Raw genomic sequence first — 19,542 nt, forward strand, 5'->3', positions numbered from 1 at the left:
CTTATTCCTTTCCCTCGCAGTTTGGACGCTACGAATGAAAGGGGTGACACAGCCATGCATGCGCCGTTTTTGGGATTGAAAGTTAACAGCTTCCTTAGACGTTTACAACAAAAATATGAGGGGAAGGGTCAGGATCTGCGCCCACGTTGCGCGAGTTGCGCAAGGTACTGGCCATGCTCGGGCATGGCGCCCACCGCCTGGACAATGGTGTCGCGTAAGCGCGCAAAGTGTTCGCGCAGGCGCGCCAGATCAAACAGGTCGACCAGCGGATCGTAGGCATCGGGCACGATCCCCAGTCCCATCAGGATTGACACATGGGATGCCACGCCGAAGCCTTCCCGGTCATAGATGGCCACCCGGCCGGTGGCGCGAAACAGCTCGATCTGGTGCCGCAGCGGGTCCGGAATGGCCATATTGGCACAGTAGCGCCAGAATTCCGAATCGTCGCGCCGCGTGGCCTTGTAGTGCAGGACGATGAAATCGCGTACATGCTCGTAGCGTTGCGCCACCAGGCGGTTGAATTCATCGGCGAGTTCCGGTCTGAAGTCACGGTCGGGGAAGTACTGCAGCAACCACCCAACCGAATTTTCGATGATGTTGATGCTGGTCGACTCAAGCGGCTCCAGGAACCCGCTTGCCAGGCCGATCGCTACACAATTCTTGATCCACGATTTGCGGCGCCGCCCTGTTGTAAAGCGCAGCTGGCGCGGATCGCCGAGTGCCCGGCCATCCAGTCCTGCCAGCAGCACGTGTCGGGCCTCCTCATCGCTGGTAAAACCATTGCAGTAGACGTAGCCGTTGCCGGTGCGGTGCTGCAGGGGAATGCGCCAGGTCCATCCTGCGCTTCTGGCCGTCGACGTCGTGTACGGCGTGATCGCATCCACCTTCTCGCATGGCAGGGCCTGGGCGCTGTTACATGGCAGCATGGCGCTCCAGTCATCGTATCCGGCGTGGTAGACGCCTTCGATCAGCAGCCCGCGGAAACCCGAACAGTCGATGAACAGGTCGCCGCTTACCCGGTGCCCGTCCTGCAGCTTGACGGCGGTGATGAAGCCCGTTTCCGGATGCTGCTCGACCTCTTTGATCGTGCCTTCGATGCGCTGCACCCCGCGCTCTGTTGCATAACCGCGCAGGTAGGCGGCGTACAGGCTTGCGTCGAAATGGTAGGCATAGGTAAACGCATTGGTCGCGCCAGGCTGGGCGCCGACAGGCTCCATGAAGCGGTTATTGCGCGCCATGACAGTCGCAGTCGACCATTCCTCGTAGGACGGCATGTCCTTGCAGGCGCGCGCCAGGCGCAGCCAGTACACCACGGGTGAACGATTCTCGATGGCAGGCCCGAAATCGCCAAAGCCATGGAAGAAGCGATTGCCGATATGTCCCCAGTCCCTGAACTCGATGCCGAGCTTGAAGGTGGCCTGCGTCTTGCTGACGAAATCGGCGTTGTCCAATCCCAGCGCCTGGTTGAAGTAGCGGATGGTGGGCAGCGTTGCCTCCCCCACCCCGACGGTGCCGATTTCCGGAGATTCGACCAGTACGATTTCGCAGGCCCCGCCTAGCTTGAGCGCCAGCGGCGCTGCACACATCCAGCCGGCGGTGCCGCCGCCCACGATGACGATCTTCCGGATCGGGCTACCTGGCATGCCGCCCTCCCCTCAGTAAGTACCAAGGCGGATCTTCAGTACCGTGGGGTTGGCTGTCAGATTGATGCCCCAGTCGGTCTGGTCGCCATTCCAGTTGCGTTCCATGATCCACTTGCCGGCGGTATCAAAACGCCCCTCTTCAACGCGCGCATACATCGATGGCTTGCCGGCATTGCTTCCGGCGCCTTCGAAGGACAACCGAATATTCTGGCCGATCACCACGAATTCGTTGTCACCCACTTGGGCCAGCGCGGCGCCACCATTGGGAACCTCGGTGCCCGGCGGCCGGTCATCCTTGCCGGCATTCCCGAACTGCCATTCGCGGAACGATGCGGTGACCTTCCATCCCCTGGCGTTGACCGACTGCGGCTTACGGTCGTCGCCCTCGGCGATGCCGAATGTGCGCCCATCGAGCGCCCACTGCGCCCATTGCCCTTGCATCGGGCGGAAAACCGCATAGATCTTGCCGAATGGCTCGGCCATGGCCTTGTCCTTCAGCTTCGAACCCAGCGGGTAGTTGCTGTAATCGGCGTAATCGATGCCGAATGGCGCCACCCCGATCGCGCCGCGCCCCAGGATCTGGTAAATATAGCGTGCATAGACCGCCGCATTGCCCATTTCCGGCACAAACAACGCGTTGTCCCGGCGTTGGAACAGCTCCAGGGTTGCACCCAGCTTGCCCGACTCCGGCATGTACAGGTCTGGTGCCGCGATGTCGATATGGGGAGCCGCAGCCTTGTAAATATCGATGACATCGAAGGTTGGTCCGCCGCTGGCGAAGTTGCCCTTCCACGGCGCCATCGGTTCCAGTGGATCGCGCAATGCATTGTTGACGAACATCGGCAGGTCGTACACCGCGCGCCCGGCCTTGGCGAGCGTCTCGATATAGCTGGCGACAGCGTAGGCGTGGAAGTATTCATCTGCATATGGACCGTATACTTCGGCCCAGCTGCCGCTGGCCGCGCCGGCTGCAGGCGCCTTCTTGCGCGCCAGAACCGCCGCCGGCACCTGCTGCCGGAAGGCTTCTTGCGCCCTGGCGCCGAAGTCGCGCACGGTGCCATAGGTGCCCACTTCGTTTTCCACCTGCACCATGACCACCGTGCGATAGGCGGAATCGATCTTCTTCAGGTGCGCCATCAGTGCCACAAATGCCTTGCTGTCGGCCTTCAGGGTCTGCTCGCCGAACGGCGAGAGGCAATAGATCACCTTCCCGTCCTTGTCCACCATGCGGGGGAAGCGCTGGTTGTCGAACTTCACCCACTCCGGCGTGTATTGGGGGCCGGTGTTTTTCCAGGTGCCGAACCACAGCAGGACCAGCCGCATCCTATTCTGCCGCGCTTGCGCCACCAGGGTATCGACATAGCTGAAGTCGAACTTCCCTTCCACCGGTTCCAACTGTTCCCAGGCCACCGGGATTTCCAGCGTGTTGGCGTTGGCATCGCGGGCGGCGGCCCATACCTTTTCCAGGGCAGCAGGGTAGTTGCTGGAATTATGCGCCTGCACGCCAAGCATGGTGAATGGTTTGCCGTCCACCATGAGCGCATAGCGCCCATCCTTGTGCTGAAGCCGCGGTATCGGCGCCGCACCTGCAATCGCGTTCAAGGACAGTACGGCTCCTAAACAAAAGGCCGCCCAGCGGCGGCTCCCACCAATTTTCATTCTTACTCCGATAACGGGAGGCGGCGGTGCACAGGGAAGTGCGCCGCCGCGACGGTTCAGAACGTATATCGCGCCTGCAGCGTGTAGCGGCGGCCTGTGAAGAACGCCGAACGCTGCATCAGGCCGATGCCCTGCTGCATATACTGCTTGTACAACGCATTGTTCAGGTTCTGCCCCTCGAATGCGACACTCAGGTTTTCCGTCACCTTGTAGTGGATGCCCATGTCAAGCTGGCCATACGCACCGCCCCAGGTCGGCAAGGCATAGTTCACCGAATAGGCCTGGCCGAAATTCGGGCTGTCCGGATTGCGATCGATACCGGAACCGTCGGCCGTGCCGTAGGCATTGACGGCCTGCAGGTACTTGCCGCGCCAGCTGTAGGCCAGGCGCGCCGACAGCGGGCCATGATCGTACAGCAAGGCCAGGTTGTAGGCGTTCTTCGACATGCCTACCATCGGCACACCGCCCAGCACATGGCCATCGGTATCGCAACCAGCCAGGTCGCGCGCCAGGTTGGCGTCCAGGGTATCCTTTGGCGTGCACCACAGTCGGGTGACCGGCTGGCTGAACTTCAGGCGGCTGTCGATATAGGTGTAGTTGCCGGACACGCCGAAGCCGGACAACAGGCCCGGCAGCTTGTCGAAGTATTGCTGGTAGCCGATCTCCACGCCACGCGCGCGGCCCCTGGCGTCGTTCACGTTCGAAGTGACCAGGAAGTCATGCGGCTGGCCAGCCAGGTCGTTCAAGGTATAACTCGACGTACGGCCGATGATCACGTCCTTCAGGCGCTTGTTGAACAGCGACAGGGTGAACGAACTGCTGCGGCCAAAGTAGTATTCGCCGGTCAGGTCGAAGTTGTTCGCCAATACCGGACGCAGGTTGGGATTGCCGCGCGCAGTGCCGGTGTACCTGATCGAGTCGAGGATCGCTTCGTTGGTCACTGGATCCTGGTGGGTCTTCACCTCCTGGCTCAGCGTCGTATAGGCCTGCATCTGGTAGAAGTCCGGCCGCGTCATCCCTTTCGAGAAGGCGGCGCGGAACTGCAGTTCAGGCCTCACCTTCATGCGCAAGTTCAGGCTAGGCAGCACATTGGTGTAGCTGTTGTCGAAAGTCTGCCTGTCGGACTGCGCTGGAATCAGCGGCACGCCGGGCATTGGGTTGCTTGGCGGCGTGAACAGCGTATAGCCATCGGCTTCCATATTGGTGTGCACCACGCGTACGCCTACGTTGCCGTCGACCGGGTACGGCAGCGCTTCCTCGAACCCGAAGCGCAGCTGGGTGAACGCCGCCTTGGTGCGCTCACGCTGGACATTCAGGCCCTGGGCGTCGCCGAACTTGGCAGGCGCCCAGTTCACCGTACATGGCGACTTGCACACCAGGTTCGTGTAACCGTGCAGCGTGGCAAAACCCCGCGGTGGCGAGCCCTGGGACCACGACAGGTCCGGAGCCGCGAACTGCGGCGGCGTCGGCATCTTCCCGTCGAAGAAGTTGTTGAAGGTATGCTGGGAGGTGCCGCCGGCAAAACGCGGATCGCTCAGGTAGGCCAGTTGGCTCAGCGGCTGCCAGGAATCGCCGACCGCCCACGGCTGCGTGATCTGCGCCCATTCGCTGTCATGCGTCGAACGGGTCTCCGCCTCGCGGTCGGTGAAACGCACGCCGAAGCGCAGGTCCTGCAGCACCGGGCTGTCGAAGATGTACTTGGCATCCAGGCGCGCCGCGCTCTGGGTTGCCTTGGCCTCGTCGCGGTGTTCCTGCGCGAAGCCCCAGTAATAGTTGGCCGGGTCAGCCAGGAAGGCGCGGTCGCTGTCGTCGAAGGTGAAGCGCGGCGGCGACGTGGTCAGGTCCAGGTTTTCCTTGGGCATGTAGCCGTTCAAGCCGACGGTGTTGTCAAAGCCTGCGGTGGTGGCCTTGATGTGCTGCAAATCGGTGCGGAACACCCAGCGGTCGTTGGCGCGCCAAGTCAGGTTCCAGGCGACATCGCGGGTATCGGCTTCGCGGCCGACGGCGCGGGTGTTGGTGCCGAAGCCCACGCCCTTTTCGGTCGGCGCACGCAGGATACCCGTCAACAGTGCCCCCCGCTCATCGAACGTCGCGCCGGGGTCGAGCTCGATGGTTGCCGGGTTTGCAGACTGGAACAGCGAAGCCTCCGTCGTGTCCATCTGGTACTTCGAGCGGAAGTACGTCAAAGAAGAAGCAAGGGAGTCCTTCTTCCATTGCAGGGCGCCGTAAACGCCCTGGCGGTCACGTTCGAAATCGCTACGGTTCCATGAACCGCCGGTGGTGATCCAGCGCAGCTTGCCGCTGGTGTCTCCCCGTACGGCATTGGTTCGTGGCATGTAAGGCGAAATGGACAGTCCATCGCTGCGCGTGTCGATGCGCGAACGCGCGATGTCGATCAACGCACCAAACTGGCCGAAGCTGGTGTCCCAGCGGTCCGAGTACAGGCCCGAGAACGACGGTGCCGCCTTGCCGCGCAAATCCGAGCGCGACACTTCCATCGATACCGCTGCCTTGCGGCCCTTGAAGTCGAACGGCAGGAAGGTGCGCAGGTTAACCAGGCCGCCCACCGCGCCCTCGATCTGTTCTGCCGAAGGGCTCTTGTAGACATCGATGCCGGCCATCAGTTCCGGCGGCACGTCTTCAAAACTGAGCGAACGGCCGCCATTGGCGGAGAAGGAATCGCGGCCGTTCAGTTCGGAGCGCACATAGCTCATGCCGCGGATCGACACGCCTGTACCTTCGGCAGCGAAACGCATGATGCCGTCGCCAACGCCCTGCTGCGGGTCCTGGCGGTTCATGGTACGGTCGATGGTCACGCCGGGCATGCGCTGCAGTACTTCGGTCACCGACTTGTCCGGCAGCTTGCCCATGTCGTCGGCGACGATCGAATCGACGATTTCTTCCGCGTCCTGCTTTCTCTTCTGCGCCGACTCCAGCGCGGCACGCTGGCCCAGCACCACAACGGTGTGCGAGTCGCCGTTGCCCGCGGGTGCCGTCTGCGCCAGCGCACCACCGCTTGCCAGCAGGGCGATATGCGCCGCGCCCATGGCGATCGCAGTCTTCCTCAATTGTCTCACTCCGAATCCTCTCGTTGTAACTTATACATGCGTACCCACAAGCTGCCCGAATCAATTCTGCCTTTGTACGATTTGAGCAGCAATTGCGAAAATCACCAATACAACAAACGAAAATCTGTAAGCCACCGGCTGCTAGCTGACCTTCAAGGCGCTGGCATACGCCAGCTCCGGCTTGTCGCGGGGCAGCGTCACCTCAAGCCCCGCGGCGCTCTGGCGGAACGCCAGCGGATATCCGTCGGCGACCAGCTCCACCCGGGCAATGCGCTTCTTCAGGTATGGGGTTGCGCTGCGCAGCGATTTGATGGTCACCTTGCCATCTTGCGGCCATCCCATCACAAAGGCATACACGATGTCGCCCTTGGCGGTAAAGCGGATATCGGCCGCGGAGAACGGTTTGCCCTTGCCCTCGTTGAAGCCCGCCCCCGACATTTGCACCGACGCTTCCATGACCGGCCCTTCACCGAAAACCGCCCACGGACGGCTGTCGTAAATCGCCTCGCCATTGCGCTTCATCCAGCGCCCGATCTCGCCGACGATTGCACGTTCCTGCACGTCGATCGAACCATCGCCGCGCACCGGAATGCTGAGCAGGAGATTGCCGTTCTTGCTGACCACATCGATCAGCGTATGCACGACGGTCTGGGCGCTCTTGTAGCCGCGGCGGTCGTAGAGGCGCCGGTCGTAATGCCAGTTGCCGATACAGGTGCAGGTTTGCCATGGCAGATCTTCGATCCGGTTGCTTTGGCCGCGTTCGATGTCCCACACCATGCTGCGGCGCTGCTGCGCATTCAGGATCTTGCCTGTGACGACGGCCTCCAGCTTCCCCCTGGCGGCGATGCTGCGGTTGTACATATGGGCTGCCAGGCGCATGCCGACGTCGCTGACCGGCCACAGCGGCAGCACGGTATCGTCGAAGTACACCAGGTCGGGATCGTAGGAATCGATCAGGTCGCGCGTACGCAGGAAGAACTTCTCGCAGTAGGCCTGGTCCGGAATGGCGGCGCCGCCGCCCCAGTGCCATTGCTCGTGGTGCACGCCGCCGTCGCCATCGGCCTTGCTCAGGGGATGACGTTGCGCATACAGGCCTTGCGGGTCGAGCCCTTCCCACCATTTGCCAAGCCCATCCAGGCGGGTCAGGTTGCCATCGTAGCGCTGCGCCGGCTCGTACCAGGTCCACGCATGCGCTGCATGTACGCTGACGCCAAACCGCAGGCCATTGGCGCGTGCCGCTTTGCTCCAGCCGGCGATCAGGTCCTTGCGCGGCCCGATCCTGGTGCTGTTCCACTCCGGCTGGTAGCGGCTATTGTACAAGTCAAGGTTGTCATGATGGTTGGCCATGGCGACGAAGTAGCGCGCGCCGGCCTTCTTGTACAGGGCCACCAGTTCGTCCGGCTCCCATTTGTCGGCCTGCCATTGATGGATCATATCCTTGAAACCGACCTGGGACGGGTTGCCGTACTTTTGAAGGTGGTGGCGCTGGGCCTCACTGCCTTCTTCGTACATCAAACGCCCGTACCAGTCGCCGAACTCCGGTTGGCATTGAGGCCCCCAATGGGCCCACAGGCCGAACTTGGCATTGCGGAACCAATCAGGAACCTGGTATTTTTCCAACGAATCCCAGGCGGGCGCAAATGGTCCGCTGGCCATCGGCAACGCAGCGCCTGGCGCTACGGCTTCGGCCGCATGCGCCACGCCAGACAGGGCCGCGGCGGCGGGCAAGGCAGATCCCATGCGTTTCAGTAACTCTCGTCGTTTCATCAGGCATCCTAAGGAAAATGGTCGTTCAGCGTGCCAGCACGCGTTGCAGGTAGTCCTCGTGGCGCGGCATTGCCGCGACCGCAGAGGCGATACTGTCGCGCCGGTGACGCAAGGCGCGAAGCGCCTCTTCATGCGGCATGTCGAGCAGGGAGGGATCGGCGCGCTGCGGCCAGTGCCCCATGCCGGCATGGATTGCCAGCCAGCTGGTAGCATCGAAGCCCTCCTCGTCGTACTGGTGCAGGGCGCCTGCCTGGCGCCAGGCGTGAATCTTGAAGGCCAGCGTTTCCGGCAGTTCCATGCCGGCCATGTCGCACCAAAGCTGACTGTCGCGGCGTGCGGTCAAACAGTAGTGCAGGATGATGAAGTCGCGCACCCGTTCGAACTGGCGCCGCATGCCGGTGTTATAGGCAGCCACCGTTTCCGGAGCCGGGCCCGCGCCGGGGAGCAGCACCTCGATCAGGCGCCCCAACCCGCTCTGCACCAGGAAGATGCTGGTCGATTCCAATGGTTCAAGGAAACCGGAAGACAGCCCTAACGCCACCACGTTATGGACCCAGAACCGTTCCCGGTGGCCGGCGGTAAAGCGCAGCAGGCGTGCGTCGCCCAGCGGCGCACCATCCATCTGCTGCATCAATTGCACGCGCGCGCCTTCCTCGTCGATGTAGCGGCTGGCGAAGACATGGCCATGGCCGGTGCGGTTGCGCAAGGGGATGCGCCATGCCCACCCCGCGTCCAGCGCGGTGCAGCGGGTATACGGGGCCAATGCCGGCTCGCTGCGCGTGGCGGGACAGGCCCAGGCCCGGTCCATCGGCAGCCAGCGGCTAAAATCGACAAAACGTTCGTCCAGCGCGCGCCCGAGCAGCAGCGAAGCAAAGCCCGAGCAGTCAACGAACAAGTCCCCCTCCACGCTGCGGCCGTCGGCCAGCAGCAGGTGTGCGATGCCGCCGTCGGGCCGGCGCATCGCCTGGACAATGCGCCCTTCCGTGCGGCGCACGCGGCGCTGCAGTGCCAGCGTGCGCAGGAAAGCGGCATACAACGCGGCATCGAAATGGTAGGCGTAGTTGAATTGCTGTGCGTCGCGCGATGGCACTGCCATGAACCGGCCCTGGCTGGCCATCACGCTGGGCAGGCATTGCTCGTCCAGCGCGCCCAGGCCGGCCTCGCCAACACGGCGGTACTGCCCCCACAAGGCAGAGGGGCCGCTCAGTCCGCCGATATCGCCGAACGTATGGAAATAGCTCTCGCCGCGCTCGCGCCAATCGCGAAACTCGATGCCGAGCTTGAAAGTACCGTTGGTGGCGCGCAGGAACTGCGCCTCGTCGATGCCGAGCAGCCGATGGAAGGCGCGGATGGAAGGAAAGGTGGCCTCGCCAACCCCGACGATGCCGATTTCCTCAGATTCCACCAGCTCCACCGTGCCGGCAGGGAACGCGGTAGCAAGTGCTGCCGCGGCCATCCAGCCGGCGGTCCCGCCACCCACCACCACCATCCGTTTGTATGCGGTATTCATCCTGGTCTCCATTGCGATCTCGTCCCGGACCGGCGCTTCATGCGTCAGGATTTTGCAGGTGGCCCTGGGCAGGTGCAATTGTGAAAAATACCAATACGGGCAATGAAATCTTGCAGAGCGATTGAAGTATCGAAAGGGCTGGCGGAGAATGCGCCGCTATGAAACCTGTCCATCTTCTGATCTCGTGCGCGCTACTCACGCCCGTTGCCGCCGTCGCACAGGCACGCCAGGCGACTCCGCTTGATGCGGATTGGCTCTTCCACAAAGTTGGCGACCATGGCTGGCAAGCCGTCACCCTGCCCCACAGCTACGACAGCTACCGTGGGCCCGCCTGGTATAGCCGCACGCTGCAATTGCCGCGCGTGCGCAAAGGCGAGCGGCACTACCTCGAGTTCGACGGCGCCCTGCTGGTCGCGGAGGCATGGATCAACGGACGGGCGGCAGGCCGCCATGCCGGCGGCTTCGCGCGCTTCCGCTTTGACATCACAGACCTGCTGCAAGCCGGCGAGAACAAACTGGTGGTGCGGGTCGACAATGCGCCCGGTGCCGCCATCGCACCGCTGGCTGGCGACTATACGCTGTCCGGCGGCCTGTACCGCAAGGTGCGGCTTGTGACGACCGGCGATCTCCATTTCGATATGCTCGACTATGGCGGACCCGGGGTGTATTTCAAGCCTTACGCCATTTCGCGCGAGCGGGCTTCGCTGGCCTGGACCGCACGGGTGAGCAACGACCGCAGCCACCCCGTACGGACGGTCGTCACCGCACGCCTGCGCGACGCGGCGCAAAGGGTGGTCGCTACTGCGCGCAAGACAGTCACGATCTCGCCCCGCAGAACGGTTGAAGTCGACTTGCGGGCCACATTGCCGGCGCCCCGGCTGTGGCAGGGCGTACCCGATCCCTACCTGTACACCAGCGAAGCCGAACTGGCTGAAGAAGGCGACGCCCAGGCCCGCCTGCTTGACAAGCTGTCGTTCGCGGCCGGCATCCGGGACATCCAGCTCGATCCACAGCGCGGCCTGCTCCTGAACGGCGCCAGCTACCGCGTGCATGGCGTCAACGTGCACCAGACTTCCCTGCCCGGCAAAGGTATCGCCGCGACCGACGCCGACATCGATGCCGATTACCGCATCCTGTCCGAACTCGGGGTGACGGGCCTGCGCTATGCACACTACCAGCATCCGCAGAGGGCCTACGACCTGTCCGACCGTGCCGGATGGCTGGTGTGGACCGAACTGCCCCTGACGGCAGCTGTCGACGGCGCCGATACCTTCCTCGCCAACAGCACGCAGCAGTTGCGCGAACTGGTGCGCCAGAACAGCAATCACCCCTCTGCCATGGTATGGGGCCTGGGCAATGAGATCTACCGGAGCGACGCGGCCAGTGAGCGCGTGCTGTCGTCGCTGCAGAAAGTCGCACGGGAGGAAGACCCGGGCCGGCCGACCGCCTACGCCAACTGCTGCGGGCCGATCGACGGCCCGCAGGCATCGCACACCGATGCCGTTGGTTCGAACATCTATTTCGGCTGGTACGACGGACATTTCTCCGACCTTGGCCCCTTCCTCGATGCCAACCATGAGCGCCGCCCTGCCACTGCCCTGGCGGTCAGCGAGTACGGCGCGGGAGCCAGCGTGCTGCACCAGGAAGATCCGCCGCAGCGCCCGCAGCCCGGCGGCCGCTGGCATCCGGAGCAATACCAGTCCTTATACCATGAGGCGGCTTGGCCGCAGCTGGCGGCCAGGCCCTGGCTGTGGGCCAATTTCATCTGGGTCGGTTTCGACTTCGCTTCGGCAGGCCGCAACGAAGGGGACACGCCAGGATTCAACGACAAGGGCCTGGTCAGCTTCGACCGCCAGGTCAGGAAGGATGCCTATTTCTGGTACCAGGCCAACTGGACCACGCGGCCCATGGCCTATATCACTTCGCGCCGCCACGCCCTGCGCAGCCAGCCCGCCGCCCAGGTCAAGGTGTACAGCAACCAGGCCAGCGCGCGGCTGCGCCTGAACGGTGTCGACCTCGGCGCGCGGCCAGTCACCGGCCACATCGCCACCTGGCAGGTCGAACTTGCCGTGGGCGCCAACCGGCTCGAAGTCACGGCCGGCAGCGCCGTCGACGCCGTCGACTGGATCTTCCGGCCGACGGCGCCAGTGCCCTGAGGCTCTAACGCTTCTGCACTGGTTCCAGCGTCAACAGCACCACGTCATTGCTGCGCATCGGCACGGTCAGCGAGAAGCTGCCCGACTTGCCGATGCTGACTTCGCGCACCGTTTCGGGCGCGTCCTTGGTCAAGGCAGTAAGCTTGTCGAGCTGCTCCTGGGTGAGCTTGTCCGGCATGCCCATTTCAATATAGGCTGTATGGGCATCGTTGGCGCGGAAGCCGGTGCGGTGCACCTTGACGCGGTACTTGCCGGGTTTGGCGTGGCGCACCGTGAACGCCAGCGGCGCAGACGGCGTGGCTGGCAGCACCTTGGTAAAGAACGAACGGTTGCTGACCGGTTGTTTCGGCAGCTGGAAGTCCCAGGCAACGGCGCGCACAGCCTTGCCGTCGCTGGCCGCCATCACCTGTTCGTCCGCTACCGGAATTTCCTTGCCGCTCAAGGCGTGCAGGTACTTGTAGGAGAAGTATGGGGCCTTGCGCAAGCCCTGCGGGTTCATCAGGCCAAAGCCGCCATCGAAGGGCTTGGTCTGCGGGCCTGGCTCTTCGAACAGGTCGGTATAGGTCCAGTAGCTCATTCCTTGCACCAGGCCCTTCGTGCCTTTCAGCTTGCTCAGGATGTAGGCCGCGCCGATATACGAATCGTGAACCTTGTCGCGCGGGTTGTAGCTGGTGCTCCATTCGGTGAAATACAGCGGCAGGTGCGGATACTTCGATGCCGAAATCTCCTGGCGCACCTTGCGCACGTCGCCGATGATGGCATCCGGCGATTGCGACAGCTTGGTGTCCTCCACGCCCTTCTCGTCGAGAAAGCCGCTATCGACGCCGTAGGTATGGGTGGTCACGAAGTCGACCGCTGCGCCGCTCCTGGAGACATGGTCGAGGAACTCGGGCACCCATGCCGCTCCGGCGGTGGACGGGCCGCCTACGCGCAGCGCCGGATCGATGGCCTTGATCGCCTTTGCCGTCACGTCGTACAGCTCGAAGTAGGCCTTCTGGTCGGCGCGCTCCCAGAATCCATCGAGATTCGGTTCATTCCAGACTTCGAAGAACCAGCTGCGCACTTCTTCCTTGCCATAGCGCTGCTGGCAGTGCTGGATGAATGCCGTGACCAGGTCGCGCCAGCCATTGAGCTCCGGGTGCGAGGTATTACCTTCCCAGTAGAAGATCTTCGCGTTCGAGCTGGCGAGCGCCTTGGGCGTGAAGCCAAGTTCGACGAAGGGCTTGATCTTGCGTGCCAGCAGGTCGTCATACAGCTTGTCGATGCCGGTCCAGTCGTACACCAGCTTGCCGTTCTCCTTCTTCACCGTCTGCAGCACGTCGTGGAAAATGGCATGGAAACGGATGTAGCGGAAACCGGTTTCGTCGACCAGGGTCTTCAGTTGCGCCATGCTGTCGTCGCGGCGCAGGGTCCCCGGATAATCCGAACCCACCGACAGGTCGAAGAAGCGGTCGAGCGTTTGCTCCGCCTTGGCCGCATCCAGCACAACCTGGCGCGCGGCGGGCGTGGCAGGCGTGGCGGCCGTCGCCGCGGTCGCCGATAGGCAGGCAGCGCCCAGCGCTGCGAGGTAGAAATGCTGCAGGTGTTTCATCCGGTCCGGCTCCTCTTGGTTGCTTGTGGTGCGAGCGATGCTAGCACCGGCAAGGCGGCCCGGCTACGACAGCAATGGGGCTTGGAGCAAATCATTCCCGCAGTCGGTGATTTTCATAATTGCAGCACCGCAGCCAGTCTGCAAAGATGGGCCGGTTTGTCAATCATTGGAGAATGCACGACATGCGATCATGGATCCTGGCCTTGCTGTTCATGGCCGCGAACAGCGCCCTTGCGCAAACCGGCATCATTCCGGTCTGGCCCGACGGGGTTCCCAACGCTCGGCCGCTGGCCGGCCCGGAAAGGGCCGACGGCGAGCGCATCAGCAACGTCAGCCAGCCGACCCTGGCGGTATATCCGGCAGCGCTGGACCGGCCCACCGGCACGGCCGTCATCATCTGCCCCGGCGGCGGCTATAGCTTCCTGTCCAACACGCGCGAGGGCCAACAGTACGCCCAATGGCTGTCCGGCCTTGGCATTACCGCCTTCGTCCTCAAGTACCGCCTGGCCGATTTCGGCCACCCGGCGCCGCTGCAGGACGTCCTGCATGCCATCCGCCTGGTGCGCTCGCAGGCGGCGAAATACGGCATCGCCCCCGACCGCATCGGCGTCATGGGCAGTTCGGCCGGAGGCCACCTGGCCGCCAGCGCATCCACCCTCTTCAACCATCCGGCCGGAAAGTCCGGCGATGCGCTCGACGCCGTCAGCGCCCGCCCCGATTTCGCCATCCTGATGTACCCCGTGATCACGATGGAAGCGCCGGCGGTCCACGCCGGTTCACGCGACGCACTGCTAGGTCCCAAGCCTCCGCCCGCGCTGGTGCAGCTGATGTCGGCCGAAAAGCAGGTCAGCGCCGCGACGCCGCCAACGCTGCTGATTCACTCGCAGGACGACGGCCTGGTACCGGCAGACAACAGCATCCTCTACTTCCAGGCACTGACACGCGCCAAGGTACCGGCCGAAATGATCATCTTCGAACGCGGCGGCCACGGCATGGCCATGCGCACCGGTAACGGCAGCGCCACGAACTGGACGCGGCGGGCCGAGGACTGGCTGCGCGACCGCAAACTGATTTCCCAATAAAGGAGTTTTGATGAATGTGCAATGCAAGCGCAGCGCCCTGGCCGCTGCGGTGTCCATGACCGGCCTGGCTGCCGTCCACGCAACGCCAATCGCCACCCTGGACCGGAACGGCGCCTGGGTATCGGTCGAAGCCTACGGGCCAAACGTGGTCCACATCACGATTGCGGCCGACAAGGCCGAAGCGCTGAAGGGCCCCGGCCACGGCATCCTGCCAAAGAATGCCGACAACGCCGCCTTCCGCCACACCAGCGGCAAGGAAGGCGACAGCTTTGCATCCTCGGCACTGAACCTGCGGGTGGCGCCGGCACCGCAGCCGCGCGTGCCAAGCCAGATGGAAAAGTACTTCGCACCGCAGCTGGCGCCTGTCGGGCTGCAGGTGCGCAATGCCAAGGGCGAGCTGGTGCTGGACATGACTGGCTGGGAACTGTCGCCGCACACCGTCGCCGGCGAAAAGACCTACCAGGCCGGCGCCAGCTTCAGCGCGCCGGCGGACGAACACTACTACGGCATGGGGCAGAACCAGGAATCGACCGGCCCGCTCTCCCTGCGCGGCCGTATCCTCGACTGCAAGCACTGGTACGATGCGCCGGCCGGCGAATCGGTCTGCGTGCCGTTCATGGTCTCTTCCAAGGGCTATGGCATTGTCTGGGACAACCCTTCCGCCACGCGCTTCATCGCCGGGGTCAACGGCCGTACCGCCTTCCAGTCCAACGTGGGCGAGCGCGTCAGCTTCTTTGTCATTACCGGCAGCACGCCCGAGGAAATCTATTCGGGCTACGCGCGCGTCACGGGCAAGACCCCGATTCCGCCCAAGGCTGCCTTCGGCCTGATCCAGTCCAAGGCGCGCTACGAAAGCCAGCAGGAGATCCTGCGCGTGGCCAATACCTACCGCCAGAAGAAGTATCCGCTCGATATCATGGTGCTGGACTGGTTCCACTGGACCCGCATGGGCCAGCTCGATATCGACCCGGCGCAGTTCCCGGCCCCCGCCGCCATGAACAAGGAGCTGCACGACCTGGGCATGCAGTCGATCGTCTCGGTCTGGCCCCGCTTTGAAACCTCCGGCCGCTATTTCAACGAACTCGATGCCAAGGGTTACTTCCTGAAGGACAAGGACGGCAAGACTGTCGATGGCCTGCCCTTCCGCTCCGACCGGGTCGGCGCCCTGATCGATTCCACCAACCCGGCCGCGCGGCAATGGTTCTGGGAGCGCATGCGCGACAACATCCTGGCGCAAGGCTTCGACTACCCCTGGCTGGACGAGACCGAACCGGACCTTGTGCCCGATGGCTACTTCTACTCGATCGGCTCGGGCGACCGCTACCGCAACCTCTTCCCCCTGGTTCATACCGAAGGCGTACAGCAGGGCATGCGCGCCTGGAAACCGAACAAGCGCGCCATGATCCTGTCGCGCGCAGCCTACCTCGGTTCCCAGCGCACCGGTGCCCTGTTCTGGTCATCCGACATCCATCCCTCGTGGGAAGCGCTGGCGCGCCAGGTGCCGACAGGGCTGAACATGACCGCTTCCGGCATCGCCTACTGGGGCAACGATATCGGCGGCTGGCAATGGCTGCCGCAATCGACCCGGGCCAGCCGGCAGCCGCTGGTCGACCCGCGCGGGGCGGAGGAAACCGTCGGCCAGAACCACGACTATCCGGAGCTGCTCACGCGCTGGTTCCAGTACGGCACTTTCCTGCCAACGCTGCGCCTGCACGGCGACCGCAAGCACGCCGAGATCTGGGCCTTCGGCCAGCACGCCGAGAGCATCATGGCGCGCTACAACCGCCTGCGCTACCAGCTGATTCCCTACATCTACAGCCAGGCAAAATCGACCTGGGACAATGGCGCACCTTTCATGCGCCCGCTGTGGATGGACTTCCCGCTGGATCAGAACGTGGCCAACATCGGCACCCAGTACATGTTCGGCCCCGCCTTCCTGGTGGCGCCGGTGACGGAACAGGGGCAGACCGAAAAGGAGGTCTACCTGCCGGCCGGCAGCGACTGGTACAACTTCTGGACCAACGAAAAGATGGCAGGTGGCCGCTGGGTCAAGGTGGCCGCACCAATCGACCAGATCCCGCTCTTCGTTCGTGCTGGTTCCATTATTCCATTGGGCGCCGATATCCAGTCGACCGCCAGCAAGCAGGCGATTGCCGAGATCAAGGTTTATCCGGGCCGGGATGGTGAATTCGCACTGTATGACGACGATGGCGTTTCCTACGACTACGAGAATGGCAAGGCCGCGCAGGCAAAGCTGAGATGGGATAACAGCGCCGGCCGCCTGACCGTCAGCGGCGACAGCGACTTGTCGCGCAAGGCGCCTGGCATCACCAGGGTGGTGGGCAAATGAGGCGCGCAAGCACACCGTCCGATCCAACACGCCGCCGCGGCCTGCTCAGGCTCGCACTGGCTGGAGCCGGCGCCGCGGCAGTTCCCCTGGCGCCGCTGGCCGGCGCCGCCGCTGCCGGCGCGCCGGCATGCCAGCCGGGCGCGCTACAACCCGGCTACGGCATCGAGGGCCAGCGCAAGGCCGACCTTGGCAATGGCATGTTCGTCAACCCGATCGTGCCGGGCGACCATGCCGACCCCACCATCCTGAAGGACGGCGACGATTACTACATGACGTTCTCTTCCTTCCTGTCCTACCCGGGCGCCGTGATTTGGCACTCGCGCGACCTGGTCAATTGGGCGCCGCTGGGCGCCGCGCTGACCAAGCCGATCGGCAACGTCTGGGCAATGGACCTGGCCAAGCATCAGGGCCGCTACTTCCTGTACATTCCGGCCGGCGACTCGATCTACGTCATCCACGCCGACAATATCCGTGGCCCGTGGAGCGATCCGGTTGACCTCCGGCTGCCAGGCTGCATCGATCCCGGCCACGCCGTCGGCGAGGACGGCAAGCGCTACCTGTTCTTCAACGGCGTGCGCCGCGTCGCCCTGTCCGACGACGGCCTGTCGACCGCCGGCCCGCTGCAACACGTCTACCATCCGTGGCGCTATCCGGAAGACTGGGTGGTCGAGATGTTCGCGCCCGAAGGACCCAAGATATTCCGGCGCGGAGAATGGTTTTACCTGGTGACCGCCGTCGGCGGCACCTCCGGCCCGCCCACCAGCCATATGGTGACCGTGGCGCGTTCGCGCTCCATCCATGGCCCCTGGGTGGACTGCCCCGCCAATCCGATCGTGCGCACCCGCAGCGCGGACGAACCTTGGTGGTCGCGCGGCCACGCCACGGTATTCGAAGGGCCGGGCGGCGACTGGTGGATGGTGTACCACGGCTACGAAAACGGCTTTCGTACGCTGGGGCGCCAGGCCTTGCTGGAACCGGTTGAATGGACCAGCGACGGCTGGTTCCATCCGCGCGGGGGAACACTGTCCAACGCCCTGCGCAAGCCCACGGGCGGCCGCCCCTCCGCCGCCGGCCAGGCGCTGTCGGACGACTTCTCGGTCAACCGATTCGGCGTGCAGTGGAGCTTCTTTGCCCCCGGCCCCGACGAGATGCAGCGTGCCCGCTACGACGGACAGGGCCTGTCCATCAAGGGTAAGGGCAACTCGCCTGCCGACTGCTCGCCGCTTACCTGCATCGTCGGCGACCGCGATTACGAGGCCTCGGTAGTGCTGGACATTTCGGAAGGGGCTCAAGGCGGCTTGCTGCTGTATTACAGCCAGCGCGGCTTCTGCGGCATCGGATTCAGCCCGACGCAGATGTTCACCTACCACTGCAGCGAAGAGCAAGGTTGGATGCGCGAGCAAATCGCAGCCGGAACCATCCACATCCGGCTTGCGAACCGCGGCAACATCGTAACCTTCCACTATTCGCGCGATGGCGTGGCCTGGATCAAGCATCCGTGGCAGATGGAAGTTTCAGGCTTCCATCACAATGTTTTCGGCGGTTTCATGAGCCTGAAGGTCGGCATCTACAGCGCCGGCAGCGGCGAAGTCAGGGCGCGGCGCTTTGCCTACCGCGGCCTGAAGCCGGCCTAGGCCTCCAGCGAAAGCCGGTAGACCGAGGTCTGCCGGTATACCTGGCCGGGCAGGATCATCATGTGCGGCCAGGCAGCGCTTGCCAGTTCCGGCCGCGCCCTTGCCTCCAGCGTGAAGCCGGCCTGGGCCCCGGCGCAAAACTGCACTGCCGCTTCGGTGGTATACACCTGCAGGCAACGTCCCGATCCGGGATCGACCACGCGGGCAACCTTGCGCAGCGGGCCCTGCCCGCCGGCAAAATGGTCGCGCACGAAAAGGCAGTGATCGAATCCATCCCGCCCGCGAAGCTGGCTATCGGGCCAGCGCAGGCGCGCGCCGATCGGCGCCGGCTGCCGGAAATCGAAGGCCGTGCCGGCCACCGCGGCCACCCCCGCTGGGAGGCCATCGGCATCCGATTCGACAAAATAGTCGGCGTCGATCTGCACCATATGGTCGCCGACGTCGGCCAGGCCTCCGTTCAGGTTGAAACTGGGATTGAACGCCGTTTCGAGCTGGGTCAGGGCCATGGCTACCACTTCATGCTCCACGGTCAGGCTGCCATCGTCGTCCAGGCGGTACTTTGCCAGCTGGGCCATGGCATCGCCGGCATCCATCCGCAACAGCTGCACTCCGCCGTCGGCGTGGCGCCCCTGCCACAGTGCCGGTTTTGGGCTGCGTGCGGGCGCCAGCAGGACATCGCCCATCCGCCCGTAGCGGTCCGGCGCACGCCAGCCGCACAAGGCGGCGCCGCATTCGCTGACCGTCACCACCATATCGCTGGCGTTCCTGAGTGTAAATAAGCGGTATTCGTCCGCCTCTGGCGCTGCGCCGGAAAAATGTTTCGTCATCATTAAAAGATCGGGCTCCCTGTGCACACTTTGGCACCATGCCATTCTGCAATCCGGCGTAGGGCGATTCAATTACTAAAATCACCAAGCCGTCCAACGATTCTGGCGAACTGCCCGGCAAAGGGCTTTTCGCGGGCCCGGATTGGGCAATAATGCAAGCGCAGCAGATTCAGCCGGCCAATACCGGCCAACTTCAATAACAGGGCGCCGCGCAAGCCCACGCGTTCGCGCCCAGAGACAACCCATATTGTGAGC

General features: G+C 63.8%; 11 protein-coding genes. 4 read left to right on the forward strand and 7 right to left on the reverse strand.

Annotation, left to right across the window (positions count from 1 at the left end; translation table 11 throughout):
• Nucleotides 1-128: 128 nt before the first annotated feature.
• The 5 genes from ACWBU6_RS16820 to ACWBU6_RS16840 all read right to left on the reverse strand — a co-directional run bounded on the left by ACWBU6_RS16820 (nucleotide 129) and on the right by ACWBU6_RS16840 (nucleotide 9,647).
• Nucleotides 129-1,643, reverse strand: a complete 1,515-nt coding sequence (locus tag ACWBU6_RS16820; RefSeq protein ID WP_452644561.1) for a tryptophan halogenase family protein — start codon at nucleotides 1,641-1,643, stop codon at nucleotides 129-131.
• A 12-nt stretch (nucleotides 1,644-1,655) separates the two neighbouring features.
• Nucleotides 1,656-3,245 (reverse strand): GH35 family beta-galactosidase, encoded by a 1,590-nt coding sequence (locus ACWBU6_RS16825; protein WP_452644562.1) that lies wholly within the window; start codon nucleotides 3,243-3,245, stop codon nucleotides 1,656-1,658.
• 113 nt (nucleotides 3,246-3,358) lie between these two features.
• Complete coding sequence (locus tag ACWBU6_RS16830; RefSeq protein WP_452644563.1) at nucleotides 3,359-6,379, reverse strand: TonB-dependent receptor; 3,021 nt, start codon at nucleotides 6,377-6,379, stop codon at nucleotides 3,359-3,361.
• A gap of 132 nt (nucleotides 6,380-6,511) precedes the next feature.
• Nucleotides 6,512-8,137 (reverse strand): alpha-L-fucosidase, encoded by a 1,626-nt coding sequence (locus ACWBU6_RS16835; RefSeq protein ID WP_452644564.1) that lies wholly within the window; start codon nucleotides 8,135-8,137, stop codon nucleotides 6,512-6,514.
• Nucleotides 8,138-8,162: 25 nt separating this feature from the next.
• Nucleotides 8,163-9,647 carry a tryptophan halogenase family protein gene (locus ACWBU6_RS16840; RefSeq protein WP_452644565.1) on the reverse strand — a complete coding sequence of 495 codons (1,485 nt, stop codon included), beginning with the start codon at nucleotides 9,645-9,647 and terminating at the stop codon, nucleotides 8,163-8,165.
• Nucleotides 9,648-9,805: 158 nt separating this feature from the next.
• Here ACWBU6_RS16840 and ACWBU6_RS16845 point away from each other — a divergent pair, with 158 nt between their 5' ends.
• Entirely contained in the window at nucleotides 9,806-11,803 is a 1,998-nt protein-coding gene (locus ACWBU6_RS16845; RefSeq protein WP_452644566.1) for a glycoside hydrolase family 2 TIM barrel-domain containing protein, read from the forward strand.
• Nucleotides 11,804-11,807: 4 nt separating this feature from the next.
• Here the strand turns inward: ACWBU6_RS16845 and ACWBU6_RS16850 are convergent, their stop codons facing one another.
• Nucleotides 11,808-13,394, reverse strand: a complete 1,587-nt coding sequence (locus ACWBU6_RS16850; protein WP_452644567.1) for a GH39 family glycosyl hydrolase — start codon at nucleotides 13,392-13,394, stop codon at nucleotides 11,808-11,810.
• Between the two features lie 182 nt (nucleotides 13,395-13,576).
• Between ACWBU6_RS16850 and ACWBU6_RS16855 the strand changes: the two genes are divergently transcribed.
• From ACWBU6_RS16855 to ACWBU6_RS16865, 3 genes are read left to right on the forward strand one after another with little or no spacing between them, the layout of a single operon-like run.
• Complete coding sequence (locus ACWBU6_RS16855; protein ID WP_452644568.1) at nucleotides 13,577-14,476, forward strand: alpha/beta hydrolase; 900 nt, start codon at nucleotides 13,577-13,579, stop codon at nucleotides 14,474-14,476.
• Between the two features lie 10 nt (nucleotides 14,477-14,486).
• Entirely contained in the window at nucleotides 14,487-16,826 is a 2,340-nt protein-coding gene (locus tag ACWBU6_RS16860) for a glycoside hydrolase family 31 protein (RefSeq protein ID WP_452644569.1), read from the forward strand.
• The gene (locus ACWBU6_RS16865) at nucleotides 16,823-18,460 is read left to right on the forward strand and encodes a family 43 glycosylhydrolase (RefSeq protein WP_452644570.1); all 1,638 of its coding nucleotides are present in this window, start codon (nucleotides 16,823-16,825) and stop codon (nucleotides 18,458-18,460) included. Before ACWBU6_RS16860 ends, ACWBU6_RS16865 begins: the two co-directional genes overlap by 4 nt.
• On the opposite strand, the gene ACWBU6_RS16870 is transcribed toward ACWBU6_RS16865, so the two are convergent.
• On the reverse strand, nucleotides 18,457-19,290 hold the full coding sequence (locus tag ACWBU6_RS16870) for an aldose epimerase family protein (protein ID WP_452644571.1): 834 nt from the start codon (nucleotides 19,288-19,290) through the stop codon (nucleotides 18,457-18,459). The two genes, ACWBU6_RS16865 and ACWBU6_RS16870, sit on opposite strands and share 4 nt — an antisense overlap.
• Nucleotides 19,291-19,542: the final 252 nt, after the last annotated feature.

Source organism: Pseudoduganella sp. HUAS MS19, assembly GCF_053615455.1.

Coding starts and splice junctions, on each gene's coding strand:
- ACWBU6_RS16840 (WP_452644565.1), bottom strand. CDS start 9,647: ATGAATACCGCATACAAACGGATGGTGGTGGTGGGTGGCGGGACCGCC.
- ACWBU6_RS16850 (WP_452644567.1), bottom strand. CDS start 13,394: ATGAAACACCTGCAGCATTTCTACCTCGCAGCGCTGGGCGCTGCCTGC.
- ACWBU6_RS16855 (WP_452644568.1), top strand. CDS start 13,577: ATGCGATCATGGATCCTGGCCTTGCTGTTCATGGCCGCGAACAGCGCC.
- ACWBU6_RS16865 (WP_452644570.1), top strand. CDS start 16,823: ATGAGGCGCGCAAGCACACCGTCCGATCCAACACGCCGCCGCGGCCTG.
- ACWBU6_RS16845 (WP_452644566.1), top strand. CDS start 9,806: ATGAAACCTGTCCATCTTCTGATCTCGTGCGCGCTACTCACGCCCGTT.
- ACWBU6_RS16835 (WP_452644564.1), bottom strand. CDS start 8,137: ATGAAACGACGAGAGTTACTGAAACGCATGGGATCTGCCTTGCCCGCC.
- ACWBU6_RS16870 (WP_452644571.1), bottom strand. CDS start 19,290: ATGATGACGAAACATTTTTCCGGCGCAGCGCCAGAGGCGGACGAATAC.
- ACWBU6_RS16860 (WP_452644569.1), top strand. CDS start 14,487: ATGAATGTGCAATGCAAGCGCAGCGCCCTGGCCGCTGCGGTGTCCATG.
- ACWBU6_RS16820 (WP_452644561.1), bottom strand. CDS start 1,643: ATGCCAGGTAGCCCGATCCGGAAGATCGTCATCGTGGGCGGCGGCACC.